Raw genomic sequence first — 22,567 nt, 5'->3', positions numbered from 1 at the left:
GAAGAACCTGTTCGGGTATCGCAAGGTGCGTTACCGGGGCCTCAAGAAGAACACCGCGCAGCTGCACAGCCTGTTCGCCCTGGCGAACCTGTACCGTGCGCGACGATGGGGACTCCTGCCGCAGGGGTAGTGTGTCCGCAGGACCGGAAATCGCCCCTGTAACCGCCAAAAACGGCGGTTACAGGGGCCCAGGCCGGCCGTAATGGCCCCAGTGCCCTTCCAAAAACGCTTCGGCGGGGCACCGAGCCGGATGCAGGCCCATTGATCAGTGTTTCCTTAGGCCATCTTTAAGTGAAAGTGTCGATTTCGAAAATACGAGAAACATCTTCATCGAGGGTGATAATCTCGAAGCAATAAAGCTCGTCCAAAGTTCTTTTCTCGGAAAAATCAAGATGATTTATATAGACCCGCCTTACAATACGGGTCGTGACTTCGTTTATCGGGACGACTTTGCCGAGAATCCTAACGAATTTCTCAGAAAGTCATTACAGAAAGACGAACTCGGCAACAGGCTTCTGTCCAATCCTGAGTATTCAGGACGCTTTCACTCAAACTGGCTCAGTTTGATGTACTCGCGCCTGAAGGCGGCGCGGAATCTCCTGTCAGATGACGGAATCATCTTCATGAGCATAGATGACGCCGAGGTGGACAACTTAAAAAAAATATGTTGCGAGGTTTTTGGAGAAAATAATTTTATTGGGTGCGCGGGGAGAATCACCAAGAAAAGTAATAACAAGGGTGAATTTTGGTCGCCCAACTTTGACTATATTCTGACATTTGCAAAAAATGCCGACTTCGCGAAGCCGTTTTTTGGAGGCGTGAATCTTGATGCTTACAAGGAAGTAGACCAGGAAGGGCCACGAGCAGGAGAACCTTACCAACTCGTACGGTTATACATGTCGACCATTCAGAACCGGAATCCAGACCAACGTTTCTGGATCGAGTGTCCGGATGGCACAAAAGTTATTCCGCCCGGTAGTACTTTTCCGCCAGACCGACCAAGTCTTGGTGACGGGATATGGAGGTGGACAAAAAGTAAATTCGAGAAGGAGCGGGATCGCATCGTTATAAAAAAGGTCCGTTCGTCGAACTTGGTATCCGACACGGGAGAGCCGGCGCAATGGAACGTGTACACAAAGACATACTTGTCTGACGTGATAAAACATTCGACGGCAAAACCCAATAGTTTCATTGAGGGGCATATAAATCAGCTTGGCAGTCACGAGCTTGGAAAGCTTGACATCCCATTCAGTTACTCAAAACCCACTTCACTCATAGAAATGCTTGCTGAAGTATCAAAAACTGGGTCGGAAGATATAATTATGGACTTCTTTGCCGGCTCTGGTACTACCGCCGAAGCAATAATGAAGCTAAACGCTAAAGACGGAGGCAACCGAAGGGTTATTTCGGTGCAGTTGCCCGAAGCAATAGATGAAAACCTTGATGCGTATAAGAAAGGATTTCGGCATATCACCGAGTTAGCTAAGGAGCGAATTCGAAGGGCAGGTCGACAGGTAGCAGAAGGTGACACCAAACCGACGTGGCGCCGCGATGTCGGCTTCCGGGTGCTCAAGGTCGATACCTCCAACATGAAGGACATCTACTACCGCCCGGATGAGCTGAAGCAGTCCGACCTGCTCGATATGGTCGATAATGTGAAGGAGGACCGCACCGCCGAGGACCTGCTGTTCCAGGTTCTGGTGGATTGGGGTGTGGACCTGTCCCTGCCCATCCGTCGCGATACCGTCCAGGGCAAGACCGTGTTCTATGTCGACGACAACGCCCTGGTCGCCTGCTTCGATAAGGGTATCACGGAAGAGCTGGTTAAAGAGCTGGCCGGCTACGAGCCCCTGCGCGTGGTCTTCCGCGACAACGGCTTTGCTTCGGACGCGGTAAAGATCAATGTGGAGCAGGTCTTCCGGCAGCTTTCGCCGACCACCGAAGTCAAGTCTGTTTGAGTGCGGCGAGGGGATCACTATGAAGCTCAAGTTTAAAGTCCAGCCCTACCAGACCAACGCCGTCAACGACGTGGTGGACTGCTTCGCCGGCCAGCCCATGACTTCGGGGCTGAGCTACCGCATTGACCCGGGCCGCACGGCGCAGGCGAGCGCCTTCGAGGAAGGCTTCAGGAACGCCAGCATTGCGCTGACCGAAACGCAAATACTGGAGAACATCCAGAAGGTTCAGCGGCGGCAGAACTTGGCAGTCTCGCGGTCATTGACCGACTTCACCACCTTCAACGCGAGAGGCGAGCGAGTAGCGGCCCCTGCGGACTACAAGAAAATCGCGCTGGCAGCCAGCCGTGTTCATCTCGATGTGGAGATGGAGACCGGCACGGGCAAGACCTACTGCTACATTAAGTCCATTTTCGAGATGAACAAGCGCTACGGCTGGTCGAAGTTCATCATCATCGTGCCCTCCATTGCTATTCGAGAAGGGGTCTACAAGTCCTTCCAGATGACCGCCGAGCATTTCACCGAAAGCTACGGCAAGAAGGCGCGAATTTTCATCTACAACTCCAAGCACCTAAATGAGGTGGAGAACTTCTCCTCGGACGCCGGGATCAACGTGATGATTATGAACATCCAGGCGTTCAACGCTCGCGGCAAGGACAACCGCCGTATTTACGATGAGCTGGACGACTTCCAGTCGCGCAAGCCTATCGACGTAATAGCCTCCAACCGCCCGATCCTCATTCTGGATGAGCCCCAGAAGATGGAAGGTAAGGCCACCATGGAGGCGCTGCCCAAGTTCAAGCCGCTGTTCATTCTGCGCTACTCGGCGACCCACCGGACGCAACATAACCGCGCTCACCGGTTGGATGCGCTCGATGCCTACAACCAGAAGCTGGTGAAGAAGATCGCCGTGCGCGGTATTCAGACCCGTGGCCTGGCCGGGACCAATGCCTACCTCTACCTGGAAGGCATCGACATCACGAAGCAGGCCCCCGTGGCGCGGATCGAGATGGAGGTTAAGCTGAGGTCGGGCGAGATCAAGCGGCAGCTGCGGCGGCTGGCGTTCCGGGATGACCTGTTCGTCGAATCGGGCGAGCTGGATCAGTACCGGGGGTTCACCATCAGCCAGATCGACGCGGTCAACGACACGGTGGAGTTTACCAACGGGGCGGTATTGAAGGCGGGCGAGGCCAACGGCGATGTCACCGAGCGCGACGTCCGCCGAATCCAGATCCGCGAGACCATCAAGGCGCACCTGGACAAGGAAAAGCAGCTCTTCGCCCAAGGCATCAAGGTCCTGTCGCTGTTCTTCATCGATGAGGTGGCGAAGTATCGAGACTACGACCAGGCCGATGAGAAGGGCGAGTACGCGCGGGTGTTCGAAGAGGAGTACGCGCTGCTCAGGGATGAGTACCTGGCGGAGCTGGCAATCGATAACGAAGCGTATCGGAAGTACCTGGCGGACATCGAGCCGGGCAGAACGCACAACGGCTACTTCTCGATCGACAAGAAGACCAACCGGCTAAAGGACCCGGCGGTCGGCGCTCGCGCGGTCGACTCGGATGATGTCGATGCCTACGATCTGATCCTGAAGGACAAGGAACGCCTGCTGGACTTTGCCGAGCCGACCCGGTTCATCTTCTCCCATTCTGCATTGCGCGAGGGCTGGGACAATCCGAATGTGTTTGTCATGTGCATGCTCAAGCACAGCGACAACACCATTTCCCGCCGCCAGGAAGTCGGTAGGGGCCTTCGACTGAGCGTCGACGAACACGGCGACCGCATGGACCACCCGGCCGTTGTACACGACATCAACGTGCTGACAGTGGTGGCGAGCGAAAGCTACACGGACTTCGTGGCGGGCCTGCAGAAGGAGATTTCGGAGACTCTGTCTTCGCGGCCGCGTCAGGCGACCGAGGCTTATTTCACCGGCAAGCTGCTCACCACTGACGAAGGGGCAGTCGAAGTCACCGCCCCTATGGCGAAACAGATCTATCGCTACCTGGTCAAGCATGATTACACCGACGATGCCGACCAGATCGCCAACGCCTACCACGATGCGAAAGCCGCTGGAACCTTGGCCGAGCTACCCGAGGAGCTTAAACCCTATTCCGATCAGGTTTTTGAACTGATCGACAGCGTATTCAGCGACGCGCAGTTACCGAAGGTCGATGACGGCCGCAAGCCCAAGACCAACCCGCTCAATGCCAATTTCGAGAAGAAGGAGTTCCAGGCGCTTTGGGCGCGTATCAATCGCAAGGCTGTGTACCGCGTGGAATTCGATTCAGCGGAGCTGATCCGGAAATGCGTCAGTGCACTGGACAGGGAGCTGCGTGTCACCCCGTTGCAGTACACCGTCCAGGCCGGGCTTCAGCAGGATGGCCTGACCGATGAGCAGCTTCGCGGCGGCGATGGCTTTGCCGTGCAGGAAACCAAGACCGAGTACGGCGATTCCATTCATTCGCGGGTGGAGTACGATCTCACCGGTAAGGTCGCGGAGCATGTCCGGCTCACCCGAGAGACTACAGCGGCGATCTTCAGCCAGATTCAGGCACCCGTCTTCGAGCAGTTCCGGAAGAACCCGGAACACTTCATTGCCGAATCCTCTCGCCTGATTGCCGAGCAGAAAGCGGCTATGGTCATCGAGCGCCTGGCCTATAACGAGGTGGAGGACCGCTACGACACCGACATCTTCACCGCCAACCAGACCGGGCAGGACTTCTCCCGCGCCACGGATAAGCTCAAGAACCACGTCTACGATTATGCGATCACGGACTCCGATGTGGAGCGAGAGTTCGTCAAACAGCTGGACGTAAGCAGCGAAGTTGTCGTCTATGCCAAGTTGCCCCGTGGCTTCCTGATCCCAACGCCGGTCGGCGACTACAACCCCGACTGGGCGATTTCCTTCAAGGCCGGAAGCGTCCGGCACATCTACTTTGTGGCGGAAACCAAGGGCACCATGTCGTCGATGAAGCTGCGCGAGATCGAAAAAACCAAGATCGAGTGCGCCCGGAAGTTCTTCGACGAAATCAGCCAGCAAATTACCGAAGACCGCGTCAAGTATGACGTCGTTACGGATTACGCCAAGCTGATGGACTTGGTGGCTGGATCACCAGCATGACCGGCGAGCAGGCTCAGCCTAATGGGGACACCGGGCGTCGCTGCGCAGAAGCTCGCCTGTGGGCGCGTAAGGCCTCAGCTTTCGGCTTTCCGGTGCGCGCCGTTCGCTGGCCAAGAGGAAAGGGCTTGCCATAGCCCGTAGACGCGCTCGGAGACTGCTCCCATACATTTCCCTATACCACGCTTGCGGCAAAGGCCGAAGCAGTCAGTTAGCTGAGGCGGTGTACGGGATGGCCATTCGTCGTAGACGGTCACATTCGTTTCGGTCGAGCGGACACGTCCTGTTTGTTCCCAACGATAGCCAGGCCGGCACTCATCCGGTCCGCCATGCGGATGGTATCGACCAACGGCAAGGGTGATGCATAGCCCTTTCCCTGAGCGTCTTGAACCAGAAGGTGGATCAGCGTTGCATGTGCAGGTGGGGACACATTCGCGAGGCGCGGCAGATGTCCCGCCAGCGCCACCAGGGATAAGTGCTCGTGGGCCGTCTTGCGGAGTATCCAGGAAGACTCACTTGAATGAGTGAGGGTCTTGCCGAAATCGTGGAACAAGGCTGCGAGGACCAGGGCATCGCGTAGATGGTCGTCAATGGCGGTGTTGCATGACCGTGGCGCGGTCTGAACGGCCTGCTCCGTAGTCTCTGCGCATTCGAGCGAATGGCGAAGCAGCCCACCCGCGACCGAGTGATGATGCTTGTAGCTCGCCTTCACCTGGAAGAAGCGCTTGAGTAGCACCAGGTCGTCCACCACACCCTCCATGAAATGCCGAAAGGGTGCCGTGCACAGCCGCTCGATCAGCAGGCGGAGCCGTTCCGGGTCGGCTCCATCAACACACCATGAGGTCGGCATCACTTGGCTGGGCCAGTACTCGCCCGGCTCCAGAACACGAATGAAGCAAAGGCTCGGCTGAGCTCCTGCAGCGCACGAGAACTGGGCTTCTACAACCGATCCACTTCGAACCCCGGTCACGGCCGCCGGGTTACGCACTTCGCCCTGCCACCGTTGTCCCGCCCAGTGCAGGACCAGGTGCCCCACACCACCGCGCTCGAAATAATCCCGGACCCGGTAGATACCGAACGTTCGAACATCGGATGCAGCTTGTTCGGGTAAGGCATGGCCGCCTTCCCAATCCGAGATCCTCACGACTCACCCCCGAAGCGTTCGTCGATCAGGTTCTCGAATGCGGAACCGTCCTGCCGCGTCGCGTTCGGGATGTACCGCGAGTACGTCTTGAACAGCATCTCCGTGGAGGTGTGGCCCAGCTGGCGCGCAATCCATTCCGGCGACTCGCCGGCCGCCAACCACAGGGTCGCGGCGGTATGGCGCATGGTGTACGGGCGCCTGTAGGGAATATCGAGGTAGCGCAGCAGCGGGGTCCAGATGCGCTTGGTCAGGTTTCGATTGTCGATGGGCTGGCCTGCTGCGTTCGTGAAGACGTAGCCAGCCTGCCCCGTCACCTTGCGCTGATTGAGCAACGCCTCGCGAACCCGTCGGGACATGTCCACCTCGCGCTGGGACCCATCGTTCTTGGTGTACTCGGTGCGACCGTCCACGTAGGTCTCGCGAACCAGGAGCTGGTTGCGGGGGAAATCAACGTGCTTCCACTTGAGCCCGTGGGCCTCACCGGACCGCAGTCCGGTGAAGAAACGCACTGTGAAGTAGTTGCGGAAGTCGACACGCACGTGCTTCAGGATCAGGCTCACCTCGTCCAGGCTGAACGGATCGACCTGGGTCTTGCGCTCCTTGAGGAGTTTCACGCCCACGAACGGTGACCTAAACTGGAAGCGGTCGGCGGCCTCATCGAACATCATCCGCAGGATTTTGAGAGTCCTGTTGATGGTGGAAGGCGACAGCTCACGCTTGCGTACGGGGCTACCTTTGGCGAGATGGGCCCGAAATGCGTGGATGTCTTCCTTCCTGATGTCGCCGACCTCCCTACCCCTCCCGAAAAACGGAAACACGTGCGTCTCGAAGGCCGTGGCAACACTTTCCCGGTAAGTCTGGCGCCAGGTCGGCGCCATCTCATCACTCCAGGTTCGATAGAACGACTCGAGCGAGGGCGTTCGCATCGGAGGCTTGGGGGCAAGCGAGGCGCGAGGCATGGCCACTGCCTGCTGTTGCAAGCCCGCGGGCGCCGGTGCTTTCGGACTGTCGGGAAAGAACGCTCCGTAGTCAAAGGTCCCAGCGGCAACTTCCGCCTCCAGTCGGCGCGCCACCTGCTCAAGGCGCTTCCGATTGGCCGGCGTATTCGGGAGCGTTGTCTGTTCCCTGTAGCGTTTCCCTGCATAGCGAAAGTCGAGGAAAAGATACCCAGTATCTTTCCGCGCCCGAACGCTAGCCATTGCAGATGCCCCCGTTGGCCATGGGCACTGCAAACGCGCCGGACTTCATCATGTCCTCTTCAATCGTTTCCCAGATGAAGAGAATCTTCCGCCCTCCGAAAGGGCGGATGTAATGGCGACCTTCAAGCAGGACGCTGTCCTTGAGTCGGTCGCGAATCGTGCGTACTTCGTACTTGATGCGACCGGAGAGTTCGGCAGTAGACAGGTAGGTGTAGCTCATATAGCCTCCAAAGCGACTTTCTGGGTGAAGTTTGTCCTCGCAGGGTGGGTTTATGCCCTGCTGAATGACAATTTAGAACCCAGAATGACGCCTGTCAAGGCAAAATGTCATTCAGAATAAAAAAAGGTCGCCCACGATGATCCGATGTCACCTGTCGACCCTTATGGGAAAGCGGAAAATGAAGATCATGGATGTCGCCCGCGCCACCGGGCTACATCGCAATACGGTTTCCCTCCTCTACAAGGAGGAAGCCGTTCGCATCGAGATCGACGCCATGGACAAGCTTTGCGAGCTGTTCAACTGCTCGGTGGGCGAACTCTTCGAATACATCCCGGAAGGGGATGGCGAAACACAGTGACCATGTTCCCGGCACCGGAGCGCGGAGAGGTCCTGATGAAAGGGGAGTTTGCTCGGCGGTGGCCACGCACGATGGCGCGGCTGCACGAAACGGTGGGAGACCGTCAGCGAAGCCCTGGGCACCGAATGGGCACGGCGTGGGCACGAGGTGGGCACGGTGCCCAAACGAGAAAGGGGCTGCCGAGGCAACCCCTTGAATTGGTGGTGGCTACGCCCTGATTCGAACAGGGGACCCCATCATTATGAGTGATGTGCTCTAACCAGCTGAGCTACGTAGCCACGCGGGCTGCGAATTCTCCGGAGGCCGGCGCATAAAGTCAAGCCAGCGCGTCGCCCGGCGGGGTTCAGATCTGCAGGCGCTCGACCACGCGGCCGTTCTTGAGGTGTTCTTCCAGGATCTCGTCGATGTCGCGTTCGTCCTGGTAGGTGTACCAGACGCCCTCCGGATAGACGACCGCGACCGGTCCCTCGTTGCAGCGGTCCAGGCAGCCGGCGGTGTTCACCCGCACCTGGCCCTTGCCGTGGATGCCCATGGCCTTGGCCTGGTTCTTTGCATAGGCGCGCATCTCGGTCGCCCCGTGGTCCTCGCAACAGTTGCCGTCCTCGCGGCAGTTGGTGCAGAAAAAGATATGGCGCTGGTAGTAGCCCATGGAAGTCTCCGATGATCCCTGCGGCTCATGATAACGCTGCCACCGGCAAAACGGCGGGTGGCAGCGTGCGCTGTCCGTGCATTCAGCGGAAACGGTAGACCAGGCTGACGTCCGTGATGGTGTCGGTATTCTCCACGCCGGGCTCGACGTCCGTGTTGTGCTTCACGGTGAAGCTGGTACGCAGGGACATCCGGCTGGTGACATCCGCGGTCAGGGCGAGGATGTTCTCGATCTCGGTGTTGTCGCTACCGGTCAGGATCAGCAACTCGTCGGTGAGGCGGGCGCTTTCGCTGATCTCCCAGCGGAAGTTGCCGGCCAGGCGGCCGACCGGTTCGTTGTCGGTCTCCCCGGTCGTGCGGATGCGCACCTGGCGCATACCGGCACCGATCTCGCCGTCCAGCTGCACCCGCTCGCCGTCGATCAGGCGACGACCATAACCAGCCGTGGCCGAACCCTGGTAGTCATAGTTGCTAAAGCGGTCACGCTCGTAACGCAGCGCCCCGAACAAGTAGTCGTGCTCGCCCAGCTTGCGGTCCGCCTGATAACCGGCGATGTAGCGCTCGCCGGTGGTCTCGTCGTCCTCTTCGTGGAAGTACGCGTCCAGGCGGATGCGATTGCGCCAGTCAATGGTCGTGTGCTCGGCGCGGAAACGGCCCGTGGCCGTGGTGGACTCGGTGTTCCCGGTGGTCTTGGAGGCCCCGAGCTCGATCGTCGATTGCCAGCCCTCGGCCTCCCAGGCCAGGGCCTGCGAGACTGGTATGCTCAGCAGGATGAGCGAGGCAAACGCAGACCCGACGGGCCGGAACGAACGCACGAGCATGGGAGACCTCCCGGAATCGAATGAGGGCAAGACCCTAGCAAAGCCGCTCGGCGCATCGGACCAGCCCCTGAGATTCCGGGGACTTTCCGCCGCGGACCAGTGCGTGCACTGCGGGCTGTGCCTGCCGCACTGTCCGACCTACGGCTGGCACGGGGTCGAGGGCGACTCCCCACGCGGGCGGCTGACCCTGATGCAGGGCCTGGCCCAGGGCCAGCTGGAGCCGGAATCCGAACGCCTGCGCAGCCACCTGGAAGGCTGCCTGGGTTGTCGCTCCTGCGAGACGGTGTGCCCGGCCCGCGTGCCCTTCGGGGCACTGATGGACCGCGCCCGCGAGATCCTGACCGAACACCCCACCACGCCGTCGCGCGGGGACCGCTGGCGCCAGGCGCTACAGCACCAGGCCCTGCTACATCCGAGCCTGCGCAGCCTCGGGGGGCTGGCGGCGCGCACTGGCGCCCGCCTGGGTGTAGACCGCCTGCTGCCACGCGGCGGCTGGGAACGCAGTCTCGCCCACACCCGCGACTCCCTGGCACCCGCCCCCCGACTGCACGCGACCGCGAGCCCGAATACGGCCGATGCCTTGCTGTTCACCGGCTGCATGGACCGCTTTTTCACCGGCCCCGATCTCGAAGCCGCTCTGGAGGTCCTCGACGCCCTCGGCGTGCGCATCGCCATCCCGCAGGGCCAGGTTTGCTGCGGAGCGCTGGACCAGCACACCGGCCACCGCGCGGCGGCGCAGGCGCTGCAGGCGCGGAATGGCGAAGCCTTCGGCACCCGCGAGGTGCCGGTGATCGCGCTGGACAGCGGTTGCGAGGCCACGCTGCGCGAATACCCCGAGGACACGCTGGCAGCGTGCAGCCAGAGCCTCACCCGGTTTCTGGCGCAATGGTTGGACGCCGCCGACACCGACGGGGATATCTGGGACGCCACACCGATACGCATCGCGCTGCATCGGCCCTGCACCCTGCGCAACGTCACCCGCGAGGCCCGCGAGCTGCCCGCAATCCTAGGACGCCTGCCCGGGGTCACGCTGGTGCCGGTCGCCGACGCGCCGAACTGTTGCGGCGCCGGCGGCACCGCGATGCTGACACAGGCAGCCATGGCCGACGACCTGGGCACCGAGACCCTGCAGGCCCTAACCGCCGACGCCCCGGACGCGATCATCAGCCCCAATGTCGGTTGCAGTGTGCACCTGCGGGCGCTGGCAAGCGAACAATCGGACCCGCCGGAAATCCTGTCACCCGCCCGCTTTCTGGCCCGGCGTCTGAAAAACCACACCCACCACTCCGCCGGGCGCTGATCCCTGCCCGCGCTTGCGGTACCCTTGAGGGGTACACCACGACGCCCCAACCGGACCGGAACCATGCGCCGACTTTCCCCGCTGGACCACCTGATCAACCAGGCCGACGCCTTCGTGAAGGTCGTCTCCGGACAGGCCCGCTCCACCGGCCGGCCATCCCCGGGTGGGGACGACATCGGGCCGCACCTGGAGGATCACGAACGCGACCTGTCCGCCCGCCTGATGCGGGTCAATCATGCCGGCGAGGTCGCGGCGCAGGGGCTGTACCAGGGCCAGATGCTGACCGCCCGCAACCCGGAGATCCGCGGCCACCTGGACCAGGCCTCGCGCGAGGAGGGCGATCACCTGCACTGGTGCGCCCGCCGGGTACACGACCTGGGCGGCCGCACCAGCCTGCTGGGGCCGTTCTGGTACATGGGTTCGTTCGGGATGGGCGCGCTCGCCGGCCTGACCGGCGATGCCTACAGCCTGGGCTTTATCGACGAGACCGAGCGCCAGGTGGAACGCCACCTGGACCGCCACCTGGAGCGCCTTCCGGCGCACGACGAGGTCTCCGCGCGCATCCTGGCGCAGATGAAGCAGGACGAGGTGGAACACGGCGCGCACGCGATGGCACTGGGCGGCAAGGCGCCCCCGTGGCCGGTGCGCAACCTCCTGATGCCGCTGACGTCCAGCGTGATGACGCGCACCGCCTACTGGATCTGACCCGCAACACGGGACGCCCGAAGATCATCGCCGCGTGCAACACGCGGCGAGCACGGCCTCAGCCCGGACTGCTCATGTTCTTGCCGTAGAAGATCTCCATCATCTCGTGCTTGAGCAGCTTGGAGATGCGCTTGGCCTCCTTGGCCGAGTAATCATCCTTGCCCAGCCCGAACAGGTAGCTGTCCAGGTCGAAGTCCTTCAGCACCATCTTGGTGTGGAACAGGTACTCCTGGTACACGTTCACATCCACCATCTGGTACTTCTCCTGGGTGTCACGCGACAGGAAGTCCTGGATGGAGTTGATCTTGTGATCGATGAAGTGCTTCTTGCCACGCACGTCGCGGGTGAAGCCGCGCACGCGGTAGTCCATGATCACGATGTCGGACTCGAAGCTGTGGATCAGGTAGTTCAGGGCGCGCAGTGGCGAGATACGCCCGCAAGTGGACACGTCGATATCCGCGCGGAAGGTCGCGATCCCGCCCTCCGGGTGCGCCTCCGGGTAGGTGTGCACCGTGATGTGGCTCTTGTCCAGGTGGCCGACCACGGTCTCCGGCAGCGGGCCGGGGCCTTCGGTGTAGCCGATCTTTTCGGTGGCCACCGGCTCTTCCGAGATCAGCATGGTCACCGACGCGCCCTGCGGATCGTAGTCCTGGCGGGAGATATCGAGGATGTTGGCCCCGATCAGGTGGGCCACATCGGACAGGATCTGCGTCAGACGCTGGGCGTTGTACGCCTCGTCGATGTACGCGATGTATTCATCGCGATGCCGGTCACCCGAGGCATAGCAGATATCGTAAATATTGAAGCTCAAGCTCTTGGTCAGGTTATTGAAACCGTGGAGCTTGATCTGCTTCTTGTGACGAGGCATGGCGTGTCCTCTTGGCCCGGGCCGCAGCGAGCGGCGAATTGTAGACGCCCCGGCCCGCAAGTCCAAGGACGGGCCCAGGGAGACGCGGCTTCAGCGCGGCGCCGGCCCCTCGATGATCTCGAAGTCATGGGTCACCTTCGCCGAGGCCCCCAGCATCAGCGAGGCCGAGCAGTACTTCTCGGCCGAGAGCCCCACCGCACGCCCGACCTGCTTCTCTGACAGCTCGTGGCCGTACACGCGAAAATGCACATGGATGTCGGTAAAGACCTTGGGCACGGTCTCCGCCCGCGTGCCCTCCACGGTCACCTCGCAGTCCAGCACCTGCTGGCGCGCCTTCTTCAGCATCGCAATCACATCGAAGCTGGTACAACCGCCCATCCCCAACAGCAGCATCTCCATCGGGCGTGCGCCCAGGTTGCGCCCCCCGGCATCCGGCGCCCCGTCCATCACCACCGCGTGGCCGCTGTCGGTCTCGCCGACAAAGGCCACCTGATCCAGCCATTTCACTTTCACCTGCATCGGGCTTGTCCTTTCACACTGTTGGATGGAGAAATCCACGCCTATACTCGGGTAGAACTCTACTCAGGGCGGACCTGCTGCACAAAACAGGGCCCTGCCGGCAGATTTTGTGAACGGTGCCAGTTACCCCGGGGTGCAGGGCACGGATGCTGCATTACACTGGCGCTCATCCTCAGGAAGCTGATATCGGACGTGACCATGGAAGCCTTGAACAACCCGTTCATTTACCGCCCGGCGCAGCCATCGCCCGCGCTGGAGCGTTTCCTCGGCTACTGCCACCGGCGCCAGTACCGCAAGCGCACCACGATCATTCACTCGGGCACCGTACCCGACACACTGTATTACGTGGTCAGTGGTTCAGTCTCGGTACTGGGCGAGAACAACGGACATGAGCTGGTACTTGCCTACCTGAACAAGGGCGAGTTTTTCGGCGAGCTGGGCATGTTCGAGGACGACCCGCGCAGCGCGACTGTCACCACCCGCGAGGACACCGAGACCGCGGAGATTCCCTACACCCAGTTCCGCGAGATCGCCCAGCGCGACCCCGAGATCCTGATGCTGCTCACCAGCCAGATCGCGGCCCGCCTGCGTCAGACCTCGCGCAAGGTGATGGACCTCGCGTTCGTGGATGTCACCGGCCGCATCGCCCACACCCTGCTGGACCTGGCCCAGCAGCCCGACGCGATGACCCACCCCGACGGCATGCAGCTGCGCATCACCCGGCAGGAGATCGCGCGTATCGTGGGTTGCTCGCGCGAGATGGCCGGACGCGTGCTGAAGGATCTGGAAGAACGCGGCCTGATCACCGCCCACGGCAAGACCATCGTAGTGTTCGGCACCCGCTGACGCTGCATTCCCCGCAGCCTCCGTCGAGATAAAACCCGGGCCAGCCTCCTTCGGCCCGGGCCTTCGCCCCTCCCTTGGGAGAGGCTACTGTTCGCCGCGGAACAGCTGGCCCAGGGCCGCACCCGGGTCCTCGGTGCGCATGAAGGCCTCGCCCACCAGAAAGGCATTCACCCCGGCCGCCTGCATGCGCGCGACATCCTCGCGCGTGTGGATGCCGCTTTCGGTCACCAGCAGGGCCTCCTCCGGCACCTGATCCTTCAACTCCAGCGTCGTCTCCAGCCGCGTCTCGAAGCTGTGCAGATCGCGGTTGTTGATGCCGATCAGGTCGGCCCCGATGCGCTTGGCCCGCTCCAGCTCCTCGGCGTCATGCACCTCCACCAGGGCATCCATGCCCAGCTCGCGGGTCAGGAAGAAGAGCTCGTGCAGCGCCGTGTCATCCAGCGCCGCCGCGATCAGCAGCACGCAATCCGCGCCGAGTACACGGGCCTCGTAGACCTGGTAGAGATCAATCACGAAATCCTTGCGCAGGATCGGGATCGTGCAGGCCACACGCGCGTCGCGCAGGTCGCCGTCGCGTCCCTTGAAGAAGTCCACGTCGGTCAGCACCGACAGACAGGTCGCACCATGCTCCTCGTAGCTGCGCGCAAACGCCTCGGGGTTGAAGTTCGGGCTGATCTGGCCCTGGCTCGGGCTGGCCTTCTTGATCTCCGCGATCACCGCAGGGCGCCCGGCGTCGATATCGCGCTGCAGGGCCGCGCGAAAACCACGCGGCGCCGGGGCGGACCCCATCCAGCCGCGCAACTCGCGCAGTGGCCAGTACACCTCGCGTTCCTTCAGCTCCTCGCGCTTGCGCTCCAGGATGCGCTGCAGGATGTCGGGTACTGCGTTGCCTTCACTCATTGTGCTTCCTTGTTTGCCAGTCTTGCGCTGGTCGCTTGCAGGCGCTCCAGCCGTTCGCGCGCCGCGCCGGAATCGATCGCCCGGGCGGCGGCCTTGATCCCCGCTGCGAGTGTGTCCGCCCCGCCGCCGGCGTAGATCGCCGCCCCGGCATTCAGCAGCACGATGTCGCGTGCCGCACCCGCCTGTCCGTCCAGCACGCCGCGCAGCATGCTGGCCGAGGCCTCCACGCTGTCGACCCGCACCGCATCCAGCGCGGTGGTGGTCAGCCCGAAATCCTCCGGACGGATGGTGTATTCGCGGATCTCGCCATCCTGCAGCTCCGCCACCCGGGTCGGCGAGGCGATGCTGATCTCGTCCAGACCATCCTCGGCATGCACCACCAGGACGTGCTCGCTACCGAGCCCCTTCAGGGCCTCGGCCAGCGGGCGCACCCAATCCTGGGAAAACACGCCGAGCACCTGATTCGGCGCCCCGGCGGGGTTGGTCAGCGGCCCCAGCACATTGAACAGCGTACGCACGCCAAGTTCCTTGCGCGGACCGATCGCGTGCTTCATCGCGCCGTGGTGGGCGGGAGCGAACAGGAAGCCAACACCGACCTCGTCGATACAGGTCCCCACCGCCGCCGGCGACAGGCCCAGCGAGATCCCCAGCGATTCCAGCACGTCGGCACTGCCGGATTTCGACGACACCGAGCGATTGCCGTGCTTGGCGACCCGCACGCCGCCCGCCGCCGCCACCAGCGCCGCGGCGGTGGAGATATTGAAGGTGCCCGAGGCATCGCCGCCGGTTCCGCAGGTATCCACCAGCCCGGTACGCGGCACATCCACGCGCGTGGCCAGCGAGCGCATCACGCCGGCAGCCGCGCGGATCTCCTCGATGGTCTCGCCCTTCATGCGCAGGGCCACCAGGAACGCGCCGATCTGGGCATCCGTGGCCTCGCCGGTCATCACCGCCTGCATCACGGCGGTCATGGTCGCCTCGTCCAGGTCGCGGCGCTCGATGAGGGCCGCTATCGCTTGCTGCACGGTCACGGGCTTGCTCCTGCGGAAATTCGAAGCGGCTAGTGTAACGTCCGCGCGGTGCCCGCACGACCACCGCCCGGCGCGACCAGCCAGGCGGCCAGCGCCAGGGCCCAGAGCAGCAACGCCGCGAGGACCAGACGCCCCATGGCATCGTCCAGCCAGTCGACCAGGAACAGCGCCAGCAACGCACTGAAGCCCAGTTGCACGAAGGCCTGCATGGCCGCGGCCATGCCGCGCGCGCCCGGGTAACAATCCAGCGCCAACAGGGTCAGGGACGGCATCGCGGTGGCCAGGGCAAAGCTGTACAGCGCGAATGGCAGGGTGATCGCGACCACCGGACCGTCGGCCAGCACCGCCAGGCCCACCAGCGCCAGCGACAGCCCGGACAGCCCGAGCCCGATGGCCACGGCCCGCTGCGGGCTCACCACCCCGGCCACGCGCCCGGCGACGAAGCCGCCCACCACCAGCCCGGCGACCAGCGGCCCGAACAACCACCAGAAGTCCTGTTCCCCGCCTTGCAGGTGCTCGTAGATGATGGTCGGGGACGCGGCAATGAACAGGAACATCGCCCCGAACATCCCCGCATGGACCGCGACCGGGAACAGGAACGCCGGGTTGTGCAGCGTGCCCAGGTAGCCCCGGATGACCGGACGCGGGTGACTGGAGACGCGGCCGACCGGCGGCAGGGTCTCCGGCATCCAGGCGCGCACCGCCAACAGCAGGAAGACGCCGTAGAGTGTCAGGAAGGCGAACACCGAACGCCAGCCAAACGCCGCCTGCAACCAGCCGCCGATGATCGGCGCGGCGGCCGGCCCGATCGCGAACATCATGGTGACCAGCGCGAACACCCGCCGCGCGTCGGTGGGATCAAAGCGATCGCGGATCAGCGCTCGCCCGACCACCACCCCGGCCGCCGCCGCCAGCCCCTGTCCCATGCGCAACGCCAGCACCTGCCAGTACTCCATCGCGAACACCAGCAGCACCGAGGTCAGCACGTAGGCCAGCAGGGCCCACAACACCACCGGGCGCCGGCCATAGGCATCCGACAGCGGGCCGGCAATCAGGGTGGCCACGGCGAACGCGACCAGATAGGCGGACAGCGTCGCCTGCATCGCCACGCCATCGACGGCCAGGGCCTCGGCCATCGCCGGAAACGAGGGCAGATAGGTATCCAGCGAGAACGGCGCCAGCATGGACAGCGGCGCTACCAGCAGGGCGAAGCGCAGCCGCGTGCGGCGTTCCGTGGCGGCGCCCCTCAAGCGAGGCATGCGCGCCGGAATCGAGAGTGGACACCGGCCGGGCACGACCCGCGAGAGGCCGCCGCGCGAGCGGTGCGAGCCGCAATACCGCCAGCAGGCACGGCCAGGCGAACCCCACCTGCCGTCCAGAACAAGCAGTAAGGGCCGCGTGAAAAGGTGTCTATTGACCTGCGCTTCACGCCGGCTGGGGCAGGCGACTCAGGAAGTTGCCGAGCAGTTCGTGCCCCTGGCGGGTCAGGATGGATTCCGGGTGAAACTGCACGCCCTCGACATCCAGCTCGCGATGACGCAGGCCCATGATCTCGTCGCGCGAGCCGTCTTCGCGCTGGGTCCAGGCGGTGACCTCCAGACATTCCGGGAGGCTTGCGGCCTCGACCACCAGCGAGTGATAACGCGTGGCCTCCAGCGGATTCTCCAGCCCGGCGAACACCCCGACCCCGGTGTGATGCACCGGCGAGGTCTTGCCGTGCATGATCTCGCGCGCCCGCACCACGCGGCCACCGAAGACCTGGCCGATCGCCTGGTGCCCGAGGCAGACCCCGAGGATCGGGATCTCGCCGGCAAAACGCCGGATCACCTCCAGCGACACCCCCGCCTCGTTCGGCGTACAGGGGCCGGGGGAGATCACGATACCGGTGGGGTCGAGCTCCGCAATCTGTTCCGGGGTGATGCAGTCATTGCGGTGCACCACCACCTCCGCCCCCAGCTCGCCCAGGTACTGGACCAGGTTGAAGGTGAACGAGTCGTAGTTGTCGAGCATCAGGATCATGGCGAACGCCCCTGGAGGCCGAAAGAAACGGGCAGACGAATAAAACCGAGGTCATACGCACCCAGGCAGGAACCAAGCATACCCCGGGTCCCGAGTGGTTGCGTCGCAACCGCAATCGCGCTGGCGAAACCGTGCGCCTTCATCGGGGCAGCAACAGCGCCACCAGCAGGGTGCCGTCGGCGGCCTCCAACCGGTGCCCGCCAGGGCTGGGCAGGGTATGCGCCCGTCCGCGCAAGGCCGGGAGACGGTTCATGTCCTGACTGGCGGCATCCACCCACGGATCCGCCAGCCGCACCACCGATACATAGCGGATGGGCGGATGCTCCCGCGTGTTCAGCCACTCCAGGTGCGTCGCATCCGGCGAGCCGCCCTCCGGCCCCCACAGCCCCTCGCGCCGGTGCAGCCCCTGCATTCCGGCGAACGGGGCGTACAGCCCCAGTGGGGAATCGGCCAGCGCATCCGTCACCGAACGCGCCAGCGCAGACCAGCCGCCCCCCGCATGCGGCGCGGAGAAGGTCACCAGGGTGGAGATGGCCGGGTGCGGCTGACGCACCAGCAGCTCGCGCGCCACGACCCCGCCGGTGGAATGCCCGACCAGCACCAGCTCGCGGCCGGGGTGGCGCCGGGTCAGACCATCGACCACCTGGCCGAGCGCCCGCGCCCGTTCCGGTGGAGCCACAGCGGTCGGCAGATCCACGGTATAGAACTGGCGTGCGGCGGGGTCGGGGGCTCGCTCGAAGTGCGCAGCGCCCACGTTTGCACGGGCACGCCCGCCATCAGCATAGCCGGCGGCGTTCAGGGCCGCGGTGAACCCGGCCTGGCGAAAACCGTCACCGCGATCCCAGCCCCCGGGTACCAGCACCACGATCTGCGCCGCCGCCAGCCCCGGCAACAGCCAGAGCCCGAGCACCACCAGCAACAGGATGCGAAGGCCACCGCACCGCATGACCGGCCCTCAGTCGCGGTGGCGCCGGGGCCCCAGACCGCCCAGGGCAGTCTCGGCCGCACGCACCACCGCGCGCCCCTTGTTCAGGGTCTCCTGCCACTCGTTTTCCGGCACCGAGTCGTGGACCACACCGGCCCCGGCCTGGATGTGCAACTCGCCATCGTGCAGCACGGCGGTGCGGATCGCGATCGCGGTGTCCATATTGCCCGACCACGAGAGGTACCCCACCGCACCGGAGTAGGGCCCGCGCTTGACCGGTTCCAGCTCGTCGATAATCTCCAACGCGCGGATCTTCGGTGCCCCCGAGACGGTCCCGGCCGGGAAGGTCGCGCGCAGGACATCCATCGGCGAGTGGCCCGGGGCCAGCCGCCCCTCCACGTTGGAGACGATGTGCATCACATGCGAGTAGCGCTCGATACTCATGGTGTCAGTCACCTCCACCGAGCCGATCTCGCAGACCCGGCCGACGTCGTTGCGCCCCAGATCGATCAGCATCAGGTGCTCGGCACGCTCCTTTGGGTCCGCCAGCAGTTCGGCCTCCAGCGCGCGATCTTCCGCCTCGGTACGCCCACGCGGGCGGGTGCCGGCGATCGGACGCACGGTCACGCAGTCGTCCTCTAGGCGCACCAGGATCTCCGGCGACGCACCGACCACGTGGTGATCGTCCAGGTCGAGGTAGTACATGTAGGGCGACGGGTTCAGCGCCCGCAGGGCACGGTAGAGGTTCAGCGGCGGTGCGGAGAACGGCACGCTCATGCGCTGTGCCAGCACCACCTGCATCACGTCGCCGTCCATGATGTATTCCTGCGCCCGGGCGACCGCGGCCTGATAGCCCTCGGCCGACCAGCCGGACACATACTCCGGCACCGCGTGTGGATGCGGCGGATCCTCCGGCGGTACCAGCGGCTCGCCCAGGCGGGCCTCCAGCTCGTCCAGGCGGGCAGCGGCCACGGCCTGGCCACCGGCCTGGGTCGTATCCGCGTGTACCACCAGGTACAGCCGCCCGGAGAGGTTGTCGTAGACCACGACCTCCTCGGAGACCATCAGCAGGATATCCGGCAACCCCAGGGCATCCGGCTTCTCCGGCCCCTCCAGGCGCGGCTCGATCAGGCGCACGGTCTCGAACCCGAAATAGCCGACCAGGCCACCGGTGAAGCGTGGAAGTCCCGGCAGCTCCGCGGCCTTGAAGCGCGCCTGATAGGCCTCGATCCAGGCCAGCGGGTCCGTCTCGGTGGTCTGCTCCACCACCGCACCGTCGGTCTCCACGGTGATGTCGTGGCCATGCACGCGCACCAGGGTGCGCGCCGGCAGGCCGATGAAGGAATACCGCCCCCAGCGCTCCCCGCCCTGCACGGACTCGAACAGATAGGAATACGGCCGGTTGGCCAGCTTGAGGAAGATGGACAGCGGGGTCTCGAGATCCGCCAGGACCTCGCGCACCAGCGGGATGCGGTTATAGCCCTCGCGGGCCAGCTGATCGAACTGTTCGGGGGTCATCACAACGGTTCCTGACAAGGGGGATGGATGGCGTGGCGGTTCATTCGCCGTCTCGCCATCGCCCCATTGTCCGGTCCGTTGCCGACATCACGGATCACGCCGCCCGGGCGGGCAGCAGGTCTGGCAGCTCGTCCAGCCGATCGAGCACCGCGTCCGGGCGCTCGTCGCGGATATCCTTGCCGTGGTTGTAGCCGTAGGTCATGCAGACGATCTGGAAGCCAGCGGCACGGGCGGCCTTCACGTCGCTCTTGGAGTCCCCGACCATCAAAGCCTCGGACGGGTCCACGCCGAGCTTGTCGGCCGCGTGCAGCAGCGGGGCCGGATCCGGCTTCTTCTGCGGCAGGGCGTCGCCGGCGACCACGATCTCGAAGTCGTCGAGGATGCCCTTCTCGCGCAGCAGCGGCACGGTGAAGCGCTCGGCCTTGTTGGTCACGCAGCCCAGGCGGTAGCCCGCGGCCTTGAGCTGGTCCAGCCCCTCGCGCACGCCCGGGTAAAGCGGCGAACGCCCGGCGGTGTTCTCCTGGTAGATACGCATGAACACGGGCAGCGCACGTGCGAACTGCTCCGCGTCCGGCTCGCCGTCGAGGTCGTTGACCAGCGCACGCTTAACCAGCCGTTCCACGCCGTTGCCGACCCAGTTGCGCACGGCCGGCTCGCCGCGTTCGGGCAGGCCCAGCTCGCGCATCATCGCATCCACGCTAAAGGCCAGGTCCGGCACGCTGTCAATCAGCGTGCCGTCCAGGTCGATCAGGATCATGCGGGGGCGTTTCAGGGACATCCCGGTCTCCGGTAACCGTCGATTCAGGCCTTGGCCAGCTCGTCGCGCATCTGCTGGATGATGCTGTCGTAGCGGTTCGGGTCGGTGTCGCTGCCGGCGCCGAAGATCGCGGACCCGGCCACAAAGGTATCGGCACCGGCGGCCTTGATCTCGCGGATATTGTCGGCCTTCACGCCACCGTCGATCTCGAGGCGGATATCACGCCCGGAGTCGTCGATCATCTTGCGCGCGGCGCGCAGCTTGTCCAGCGTATTCGGGATGAACTTCTGGCCACCAAAGCCCGGGTTCACCGACATCAGCAGGATCATGTCGACCTTGTCCATCACGTACTCGAGATAGGACAGCGGGGTTGCCGGATTGAACACCAGCCCGGCCTTGCAGCCCTCGGCGTGGATCAGCTGCAGGGTGCGGTCGATGTGATCGGAGGCCTCCGGATGGAAGGTGATGTAACTGGCACCGGCCTGGGCGAAGTCCGGGATGATGCGATCCACCGGCTTGACCATCAGGTGCACGTCGATCGGCGCGGTCACGCCGTGCTTGCGCAGGGCATCACAGACCAGCGGGCCGATGGTCAGGTTGGGCACGTAGTGGTTGTCCATCACGTCGAAGTGCACGGTGTCGGCACCGGCCGCCAGGACGTTGTCGACTTCCTCGCCCAGGCGGGCGAAGTCGGCGGAGAGGATGGACGGAGCGATGAAATCGGGTTGTGCCATGGAAAGCCTCGCAGGGATCGCTGGTGAAGCAGGGCCGACCGTCGACCGTGCTCTCGGAATCGCCGAACTTTACCGGATGCCGGGATGCCAGGCAAAAGCCAGTGGTCGCAGCGGGCGGCACTCCAACGCCAACGGGCCGGGGAAACCCCCGGCCCGTTGGCTGGCTTCGCTTGCCTCTACCAAGGCGCCCGGATCAGTTGAACTCGGTCGCGATGTAGTTGGACAGGTTGGCGATGTCGTCGTCGCTCAGGCCCTGGGCCTGCGGACGCATCAGCGCGGTATGATCACCGACCTCCTCGCCGGCGCGATAGCGCTCCAGCAGGCTGGCCACGGTTTCCGCGTCCTGGCCGACCAGCGCCGGGAAGATCGCCTGCCCCTTGCCCTGGGCACCGTGACAGCTGGCACAGGTGTTCTGGTACTTGGACTGACCCGCCTGGATATCGGCGGCCTGGGCCGCACTGGACAGCATCAGGACACTGCCGGCAATACCGGCCAGCACGAACAGCTTGGTTTTCATTATTGTAGTCTCCTCGTTCAAGTTCCCGGGCGGGGTCGTCGCCCCGTCTTGATGCAAACGTTAGCAGGGCTTTCCTGAATGGTGCATTAACATAGAACCAAACAGGGACATAACCACAGGCCGCTCCATGGAGCCATTCGATCGGTCGGAGAATGCGGGCCGGAGCCTTCCTAGTGTCCTTTAACAATAGTTCATTATATAATATAGGCCATGGGTTGATCTCCGTTTGAGAGGGGGCGTAATGGCTCAACGTGGTCGCAAACCGATCAAGCTGGACCTGTCGGATTCTGAGCGTGCCGAGCTGCAGCAGTGGGTACGGCGCCGCAAAACGCCAGCGGCCGAGAAGCAACGCGCGGAGCTGATCCTGGACAGTTCCGAAGGCCTTCCCGGGCGTGAAATCGCGACCCGGCACAAGGTGTCGATGCAAACGGTTTCCAAATGGCGAAGGCGTTTTGAGCACTATCG

The 22,567-nt window shown here is 63.7% G+C and carries 23 protein-coding genes, 1 tRNA gene and 1 pseudogene; 8 read left to right on the top strand and 17 right to left on the bottom strand.

All coding sequences use genetic code 11. The features are described 5' to 3' along the window. The 3 genes and pseudogenes from D579_RS15145 to D579_RS0113750 all read left to right on the top strand — a co-directional run. Positions 1–130: pseudogene (locus D579_RS15145) on the top strand (IS5/IS1182 family transposase); the annotation flags it as partial. A gap of 262 nt (positions 131–392) precedes the next feature. Then, positions 393–1,958, top strand: a complete 1,566-nt coding sequence (locus tag D579_RS14995) for a site-specific DNA-methyltransferase (protein WP_081621731.1) — start codon at positions 393–395, stop codon at positions 1,956–1,958. Between the two features lie 19 nt (positions 1,959–1,977). Further along, entirely contained in the window at positions 1,978–5,076 is a 3,099-nt protein-coding gene (locus D579_RS0113750; RefSeq protein WP_018952360.1) for a type III restriction-modification system endonuclease, read from the top strand. 250 nt (positions 5,077–5,326) lie between these two features. On the opposite strand, the gene D579_RS0113745 is transcribed toward D579_RS0113750, so the two are convergent. The 3 genes from D579_RS0113745 to D579_RS0113735 are packed head-to-tail and all read right to left on the bottom strand — an operon-like array spanning position 5,327 to position 7,636. After that, positions 5,327–6,217 (bottom strand): TraI domain-containing protein, encoded by an 891-nt coding sequence (locus tag D579_RS0113745; protein WP_026289544.1) that lies wholly within the window; start codon positions 6,215–6,217, stop codon positions 5,327–5,329. Next, the gene (locus D579_RS0113740; protein WP_026289543.1) at positions 6,214–7,416 is read right to left on the bottom strand and encodes a site-specific integrase; all 1,203 of its coding nucleotides are present in this window, start codon (positions 7,414–7,416) and stop codon (positions 6,214–6,216) included. Before D579_RS0113740 ends, D579_RS0113745 begins: the two co-directional genes overlap by 4 nt. Next, positions 7,409–7,636 (bottom strand): hypothetical protein, encoded by a 228-nt coding sequence (locus tag D579_RS0113735; protein ID WP_018937363.1) that lies wholly within the window; start codon positions 7,634–7,636, stop codon positions 7,409–7,411. The genes D579_RS0113740 and D579_RS0113735 overlap by 8 nt, the downstream gene beginning before the upstream one ends. Positions 7,637–7,772: 136 nt before the next feature. Between D579_RS0113735 and D579_RS0113730 the strand changes: the two genes are divergently transcribed. After that, entirely contained in the window at positions 7,773–7,994 is a 222-nt protein-coding gene (locus D579_RS0113730; protein WP_026289542.1) for a helix-turn-helix transcriptional regulator, read from the top strand. Between the two features lie 201 nt (positions 7,995–8,195). On the opposite strand, the gene D579_RS0113725 is transcribed toward D579_RS0113730, so the two are convergent. The 3 genes from D579_RS0113725 to D579_RS0113715 all read right to left on the bottom strand — a co-directional run bounded on the left by D579_RS0113725 (position 8,196) and on the right by D579_RS0113715 (position 9,463). Continuing rightward, positions 8,196–8,272: transfer RNA gene (locus tag D579_RS0113725), tRNA-Met, on the bottom strand. Positions 8,273–8,337: 65 nt separating this feature from the next. After that, a complete protein-coding gene (locus D579_RS0113720) occupies positions 8,338–8,643 on the bottom strand; it encodes a ferredoxin (protein WP_018168966.1) in 306 nt (101 codons plus the stop codon). A gap of 82 nt (positions 8,644–8,725) precedes the next feature. After that, positions 8,726–9,463, bottom strand: a complete 738-nt coding sequence (locus D579_RS0113715; RefSeq protein WP_018937365.1) for a YdiY family protein — start codon at positions 9,461–9,463, stop codon at positions 8,726–8,728. A 103-nt stretch (positions 9,464–9,566) separates the two neighbouring features. On the opposite strand from D579_RS0113715, the gene D579_RS0113710 reads away from it, so the two are divergent. Together D579_RS0113710 and coq7 are read left to right on the top strand one after the other, a co-directional pair. Next, positions 9,567–10,763 (top strand): (Fe-S)-binding protein, encoded by a 1,197-nt coding sequence (locus D579_RS0113710; RefSeq protein ID WP_196800517.1) that lies wholly within the window; start codon positions 9,567–9,569, stop codon positions 10,761–10,763. A 63-nt stretch (positions 10,764–10,826) separates the two neighbouring features. Further along, positions 10,827–11,468 carry a 2-polyprenyl-3-methyl-6-methoxy-1,4-benzoquinone monooxygenase gene (gene coq7 / locus D579_RS0113705; RefSeq protein WP_018937367.1) on the top strand — a complete coding sequence of 214 codons (642 nt, stop codon included), beginning with the start codon at positions 10,827–10,829 and terminating at the stop codon, positions 11,466–11,468. A gap of 58 nt (positions 11,469–11,526) precedes the next feature. On the opposite strand, the gene speD is transcribed toward coq7, so the two are convergent. Continuing rightward, complete coding sequence (gene speD, locus D579_RS0113700) at positions 11,527–12,336, bottom strand: adenosylmethionine decarboxylase (RefSeq protein WP_018937368.1); 810 nt, start codon at positions 12,334–12,336, stop codon at positions 11,527–11,529. Between the two features lie 90 nt (positions 12,337–12,426). Next, positions 12,427–12,855, bottom strand: coding sequence for an OsmC family protein (locus D579_RS0113695; protein ID WP_018145174.1), 429 nt, complete (start codon positions 12,853–12,855; stop codon positions 12,427–12,429). A gap of 198 nt (positions 12,856–13,053) precedes the next feature. Here D579_RS0113695 and crp point away from each other — a divergent pair, with 198 nt between their 5' ends. After that, on the top strand, positions 13,054–13,701 hold the full coding sequence (crp, locus tag D579_RS0113690; RefSeq protein ID WP_018145159.1) for a cAMP-activated global transcriptional regulator CRP: 648 nt from the start codon (positions 13,054–13,056) through the stop codon (positions 13,699–13,701). 84 nt (positions 13,702–13,785) lie between these two features. Here the strand turns inward: crp and trpC are convergent, their stop codons facing one another. The 9 genes from trpC to D579_RS0113645 all read right to left on the bottom strand — a co-directional run bounded on the left by trpC (position 13,786) and on the right by D579_RS0113645 (position 22,102). Then, positions 13,786–14,601 carry an indole-3-glycerol phosphate synthase TrpC gene (trpC, locus tag D579_RS0113685; protein ID WP_018937369.1) on the bottom strand — a complete coding sequence of 272 codons (816 nt, stop codon included), beginning with the start codon at positions 14,599–14,601 and terminating at the stop codon, positions 13,786–13,788. Further along, the gene (trpD, locus tag D579_RS0113680) at positions 14,598–15,632 is read right to left on the bottom strand and encodes an anthranilate phosphoribosyltransferase (RefSeq protein ID WP_018145157.1); all 1,035 of its coding nucleotides are present in this window, start codon (positions 15,630–15,632) and stop codon (positions 14,598–14,600) included. Before trpD ends, trpC begins: the two co-directional genes overlap by 4 nt. Before the next feature lie 29 nt (positions 15,633–15,661). Continuing rightward, on the bottom strand, positions 15,662–16,891 hold the full coding sequence (locus D579_RS0113675) for a multidrug effflux MFS transporter (RefSeq protein ID WP_018952356.1): 1,230 nt from the start codon (positions 16,889–16,891) through the stop codon (positions 15,662–15,664). A gap of 166 nt (positions 16,892–17,057) precedes the next feature. Further along, positions 17,058–17,651, bottom strand: coding sequence for an aminodeoxychorismate/anthranilate synthase component II (locus D579_RS0113670; RefSeq protein WP_018168959.1), 594 nt, complete (start codon positions 17,649–17,651; stop codon positions 17,058–17,060). A 139-nt stretch (positions 17,652–17,790) separates the two neighbouring features. Next, positions 17,791–18,597 carry a triacylglycerol lipase gene (locus D579_RS0113665; RefSeq protein ID WP_018952355.1) on the bottom strand — a complete coding sequence of 269 codons (807 nt, stop codon included), beginning with the start codon at positions 18,595–18,597 and terminating at the stop codon, positions 17,791–17,793. 9 nt (positions 18,598–18,606) lie between these two features. Further along, entirely contained in the window at positions 18,607–20,094 is a 1,488-nt protein-coding gene (gene trpE, locus D579_RS0113660) for an anthranilate synthase component I (RefSeq protein ID WP_018952354.1), read from the bottom strand. Between the two features lie 94 nt (positions 20,095–20,188). Further along, positions 20,189–20,872 (bottom strand): phosphoglycolate phosphatase, encoded by a 684-nt coding sequence (locus tag D579_RS0113655; RefSeq protein WP_018937372.1) that lies wholly within the window; start codon positions 20,870–20,872, stop codon positions 20,189–20,191. 23 nt (positions 20,873–20,895) lie between these two features. Beyond that, on the bottom strand, positions 20,896–21,585 hold the full coding sequence (rpe, locus tag D579_RS0113650) for a ribulose-phosphate 3-epimerase (RefSeq protein ID WP_018145151.1): 690 nt from the start codon (positions 21,583–21,585) through the stop codon (positions 20,896–20,898). Positions 21,586–21,778: 193 nt separating this feature from the next. Further along, positions 21,779–22,102: a c-type cytochrome gene (locus tag D579_RS0113645; RefSeq protein ID WP_018952353.1), complete on the bottom strand. Its 324-nt coding sequence runs from the start codon at positions 22,100–22,102 to the stop codon at positions 21,779–21,781. 241 nt (positions 22,103–22,343) lie between these two features. Between D579_RS0113645 and D579_RS14360 the strand changes: the two genes are divergently transcribed. Next, the coding region (locus tag D579_RS14360; RefSeq protein WP_018952352.1) for a helix-turn-helix domain-containing protein at positions 22,344–22,567 on the top strand (224 nt) is incomplete at its 3' end.

Source organism: Thioalkalivibrio sp. AKL12 (assembly GCF_000377925.1).
Taxonomy (GTDB): domain Bacteria; phylum Pseudomonadota; class Gammaproteobacteria; order Ectothiorhodospirales; family Ectothiorhodospiraceae; genus Thioalkalivibrio; species Thioalkalivibrio versutus.
Note: the sequence above shows the minus strand (reverse complement) of the source record. Positions and strands in the feature narration are given on the sequence as shown.

Coding starts and splice junctions, on each gene's coding strand:
- D579_RS14995 (WP_081621731.1), top strand. CDS start 393: ATGATTTATATAGACCCGCCTTACAATACGGGTCGTGACTTCGTTTAT.
- D579_RS0113750 (WP_018952360.1), top strand. CDS start 1,978: ATGAAGCTCAAGTTTAAAGTCCAGCCCTACCAGACCAACGCCGTCAAC.
- D579_RS0113740 (WP_026289543.1), bottom strand. CDS start 7,416: ATGGCTAGCGTTCGGGCGCGGAAAGATACTGGGTATCTTTTCCTCGAC.
- D579_RS0113735 (WP_018937363.1), bottom strand. CDS start 7,636: ATGAGCTACACCTACCTGTCTACTGCCGAACTCTCCGGTCGCATCAAG.
- D579_RS0113730 (WP_026289542.1), top strand. CDS start 7,773: ATGATCCGATGTCACCTGTCGACCCTTATGGGAAAGCGGAAAATGAAG.
- D579_RS0113720 (WP_018168966.1), bottom strand. CDS start 8,643: ATGGGCTACTACCAGCGCCATATCTTTTTCTGCACCAACTGCCGCGAG.
- D579_RS0113715 (WP_018937365.1), bottom strand. CDS start 9,463: ATGCTCGTGCGTTCGTTCCGGCCCGTCGGGTCTGCGTTTGCCTCGCTC.
- coq7 (WP_018937367.1), top strand. CDS start 10,827: ATGCGCCGACTTTCCCCGCTGGACCACCTGATCAACCAGGCCGACGCC.
- speD (WP_018937368.1), bottom strand. CDS start 12,336: ATGCCTCGTCACAAGAAGCAGATCAAGCTCCACGGTTTCAATAACCTG.
- D579_RS0113695 (WP_018145174.1), bottom strand. CDS start 12,855: ATGCAGGTGAAAGTGAAATGGCTGGATCAGGTGGCCTTTGTCGGCGAG.
- crp (WP_018145159.1), top strand. CDS start 13,054: ATGGAAGCCTTGAACAACCCGTTCATTTACCGCCCGGCGCAGCCATCG.
- trpC (WP_018937369.1), bottom strand. CDS start 14,601: ATGAGTGAAGGCAACGCAGTACCCGACATCCTGCAGCGCATCCTGGAG.
- D579_RS0113675 (WP_018952356.1), bottom strand. CDS start 16,891: ATGCCTCGCTTGAGGGGCGCCGCCACGGAACGCCGCACGCGGCTGCGC.
- D579_RS0113670 (WP_018168959.1), bottom strand. CDS start 17,651: ATGATCCTGATGCTCGACAACTACGACTCGTTCACCTTCAACCTGGTC.
- D579_RS0113665 (WP_018952355.1), bottom strand. CDS start 18,597: ATGCGGTGCGGTGGCCTTCGCATCCTGTTGCTGGTGGTGCTCGGGCTC.
- trpE (WP_018952354.1), bottom strand. CDS start 20,094: ATGACCCCCGAACAGTTCGATCAGCTGGCCCGCGAGGGCTATAACCGC.
- D579_RS0113655 (WP_018937372.1), bottom strand. CDS start 20,872: ATGTCCCTGAAACGCCCCCGCATGATCCTGATCGACCTGGACGGCACG.
- rpe (WP_018145151.1), bottom strand. CDS start 21,585: ATGGCACAACCCGATTTCATCGCTCCGTCCATCCTCTCCGCCGACTTC.
- D579_RS0113645 (WP_018952353.1), bottom strand. CDS start 22,102: ATGAAAACCAAGCTGTTCGTGCTGGCCGGTATTGCCGGCAGTGTCCTG.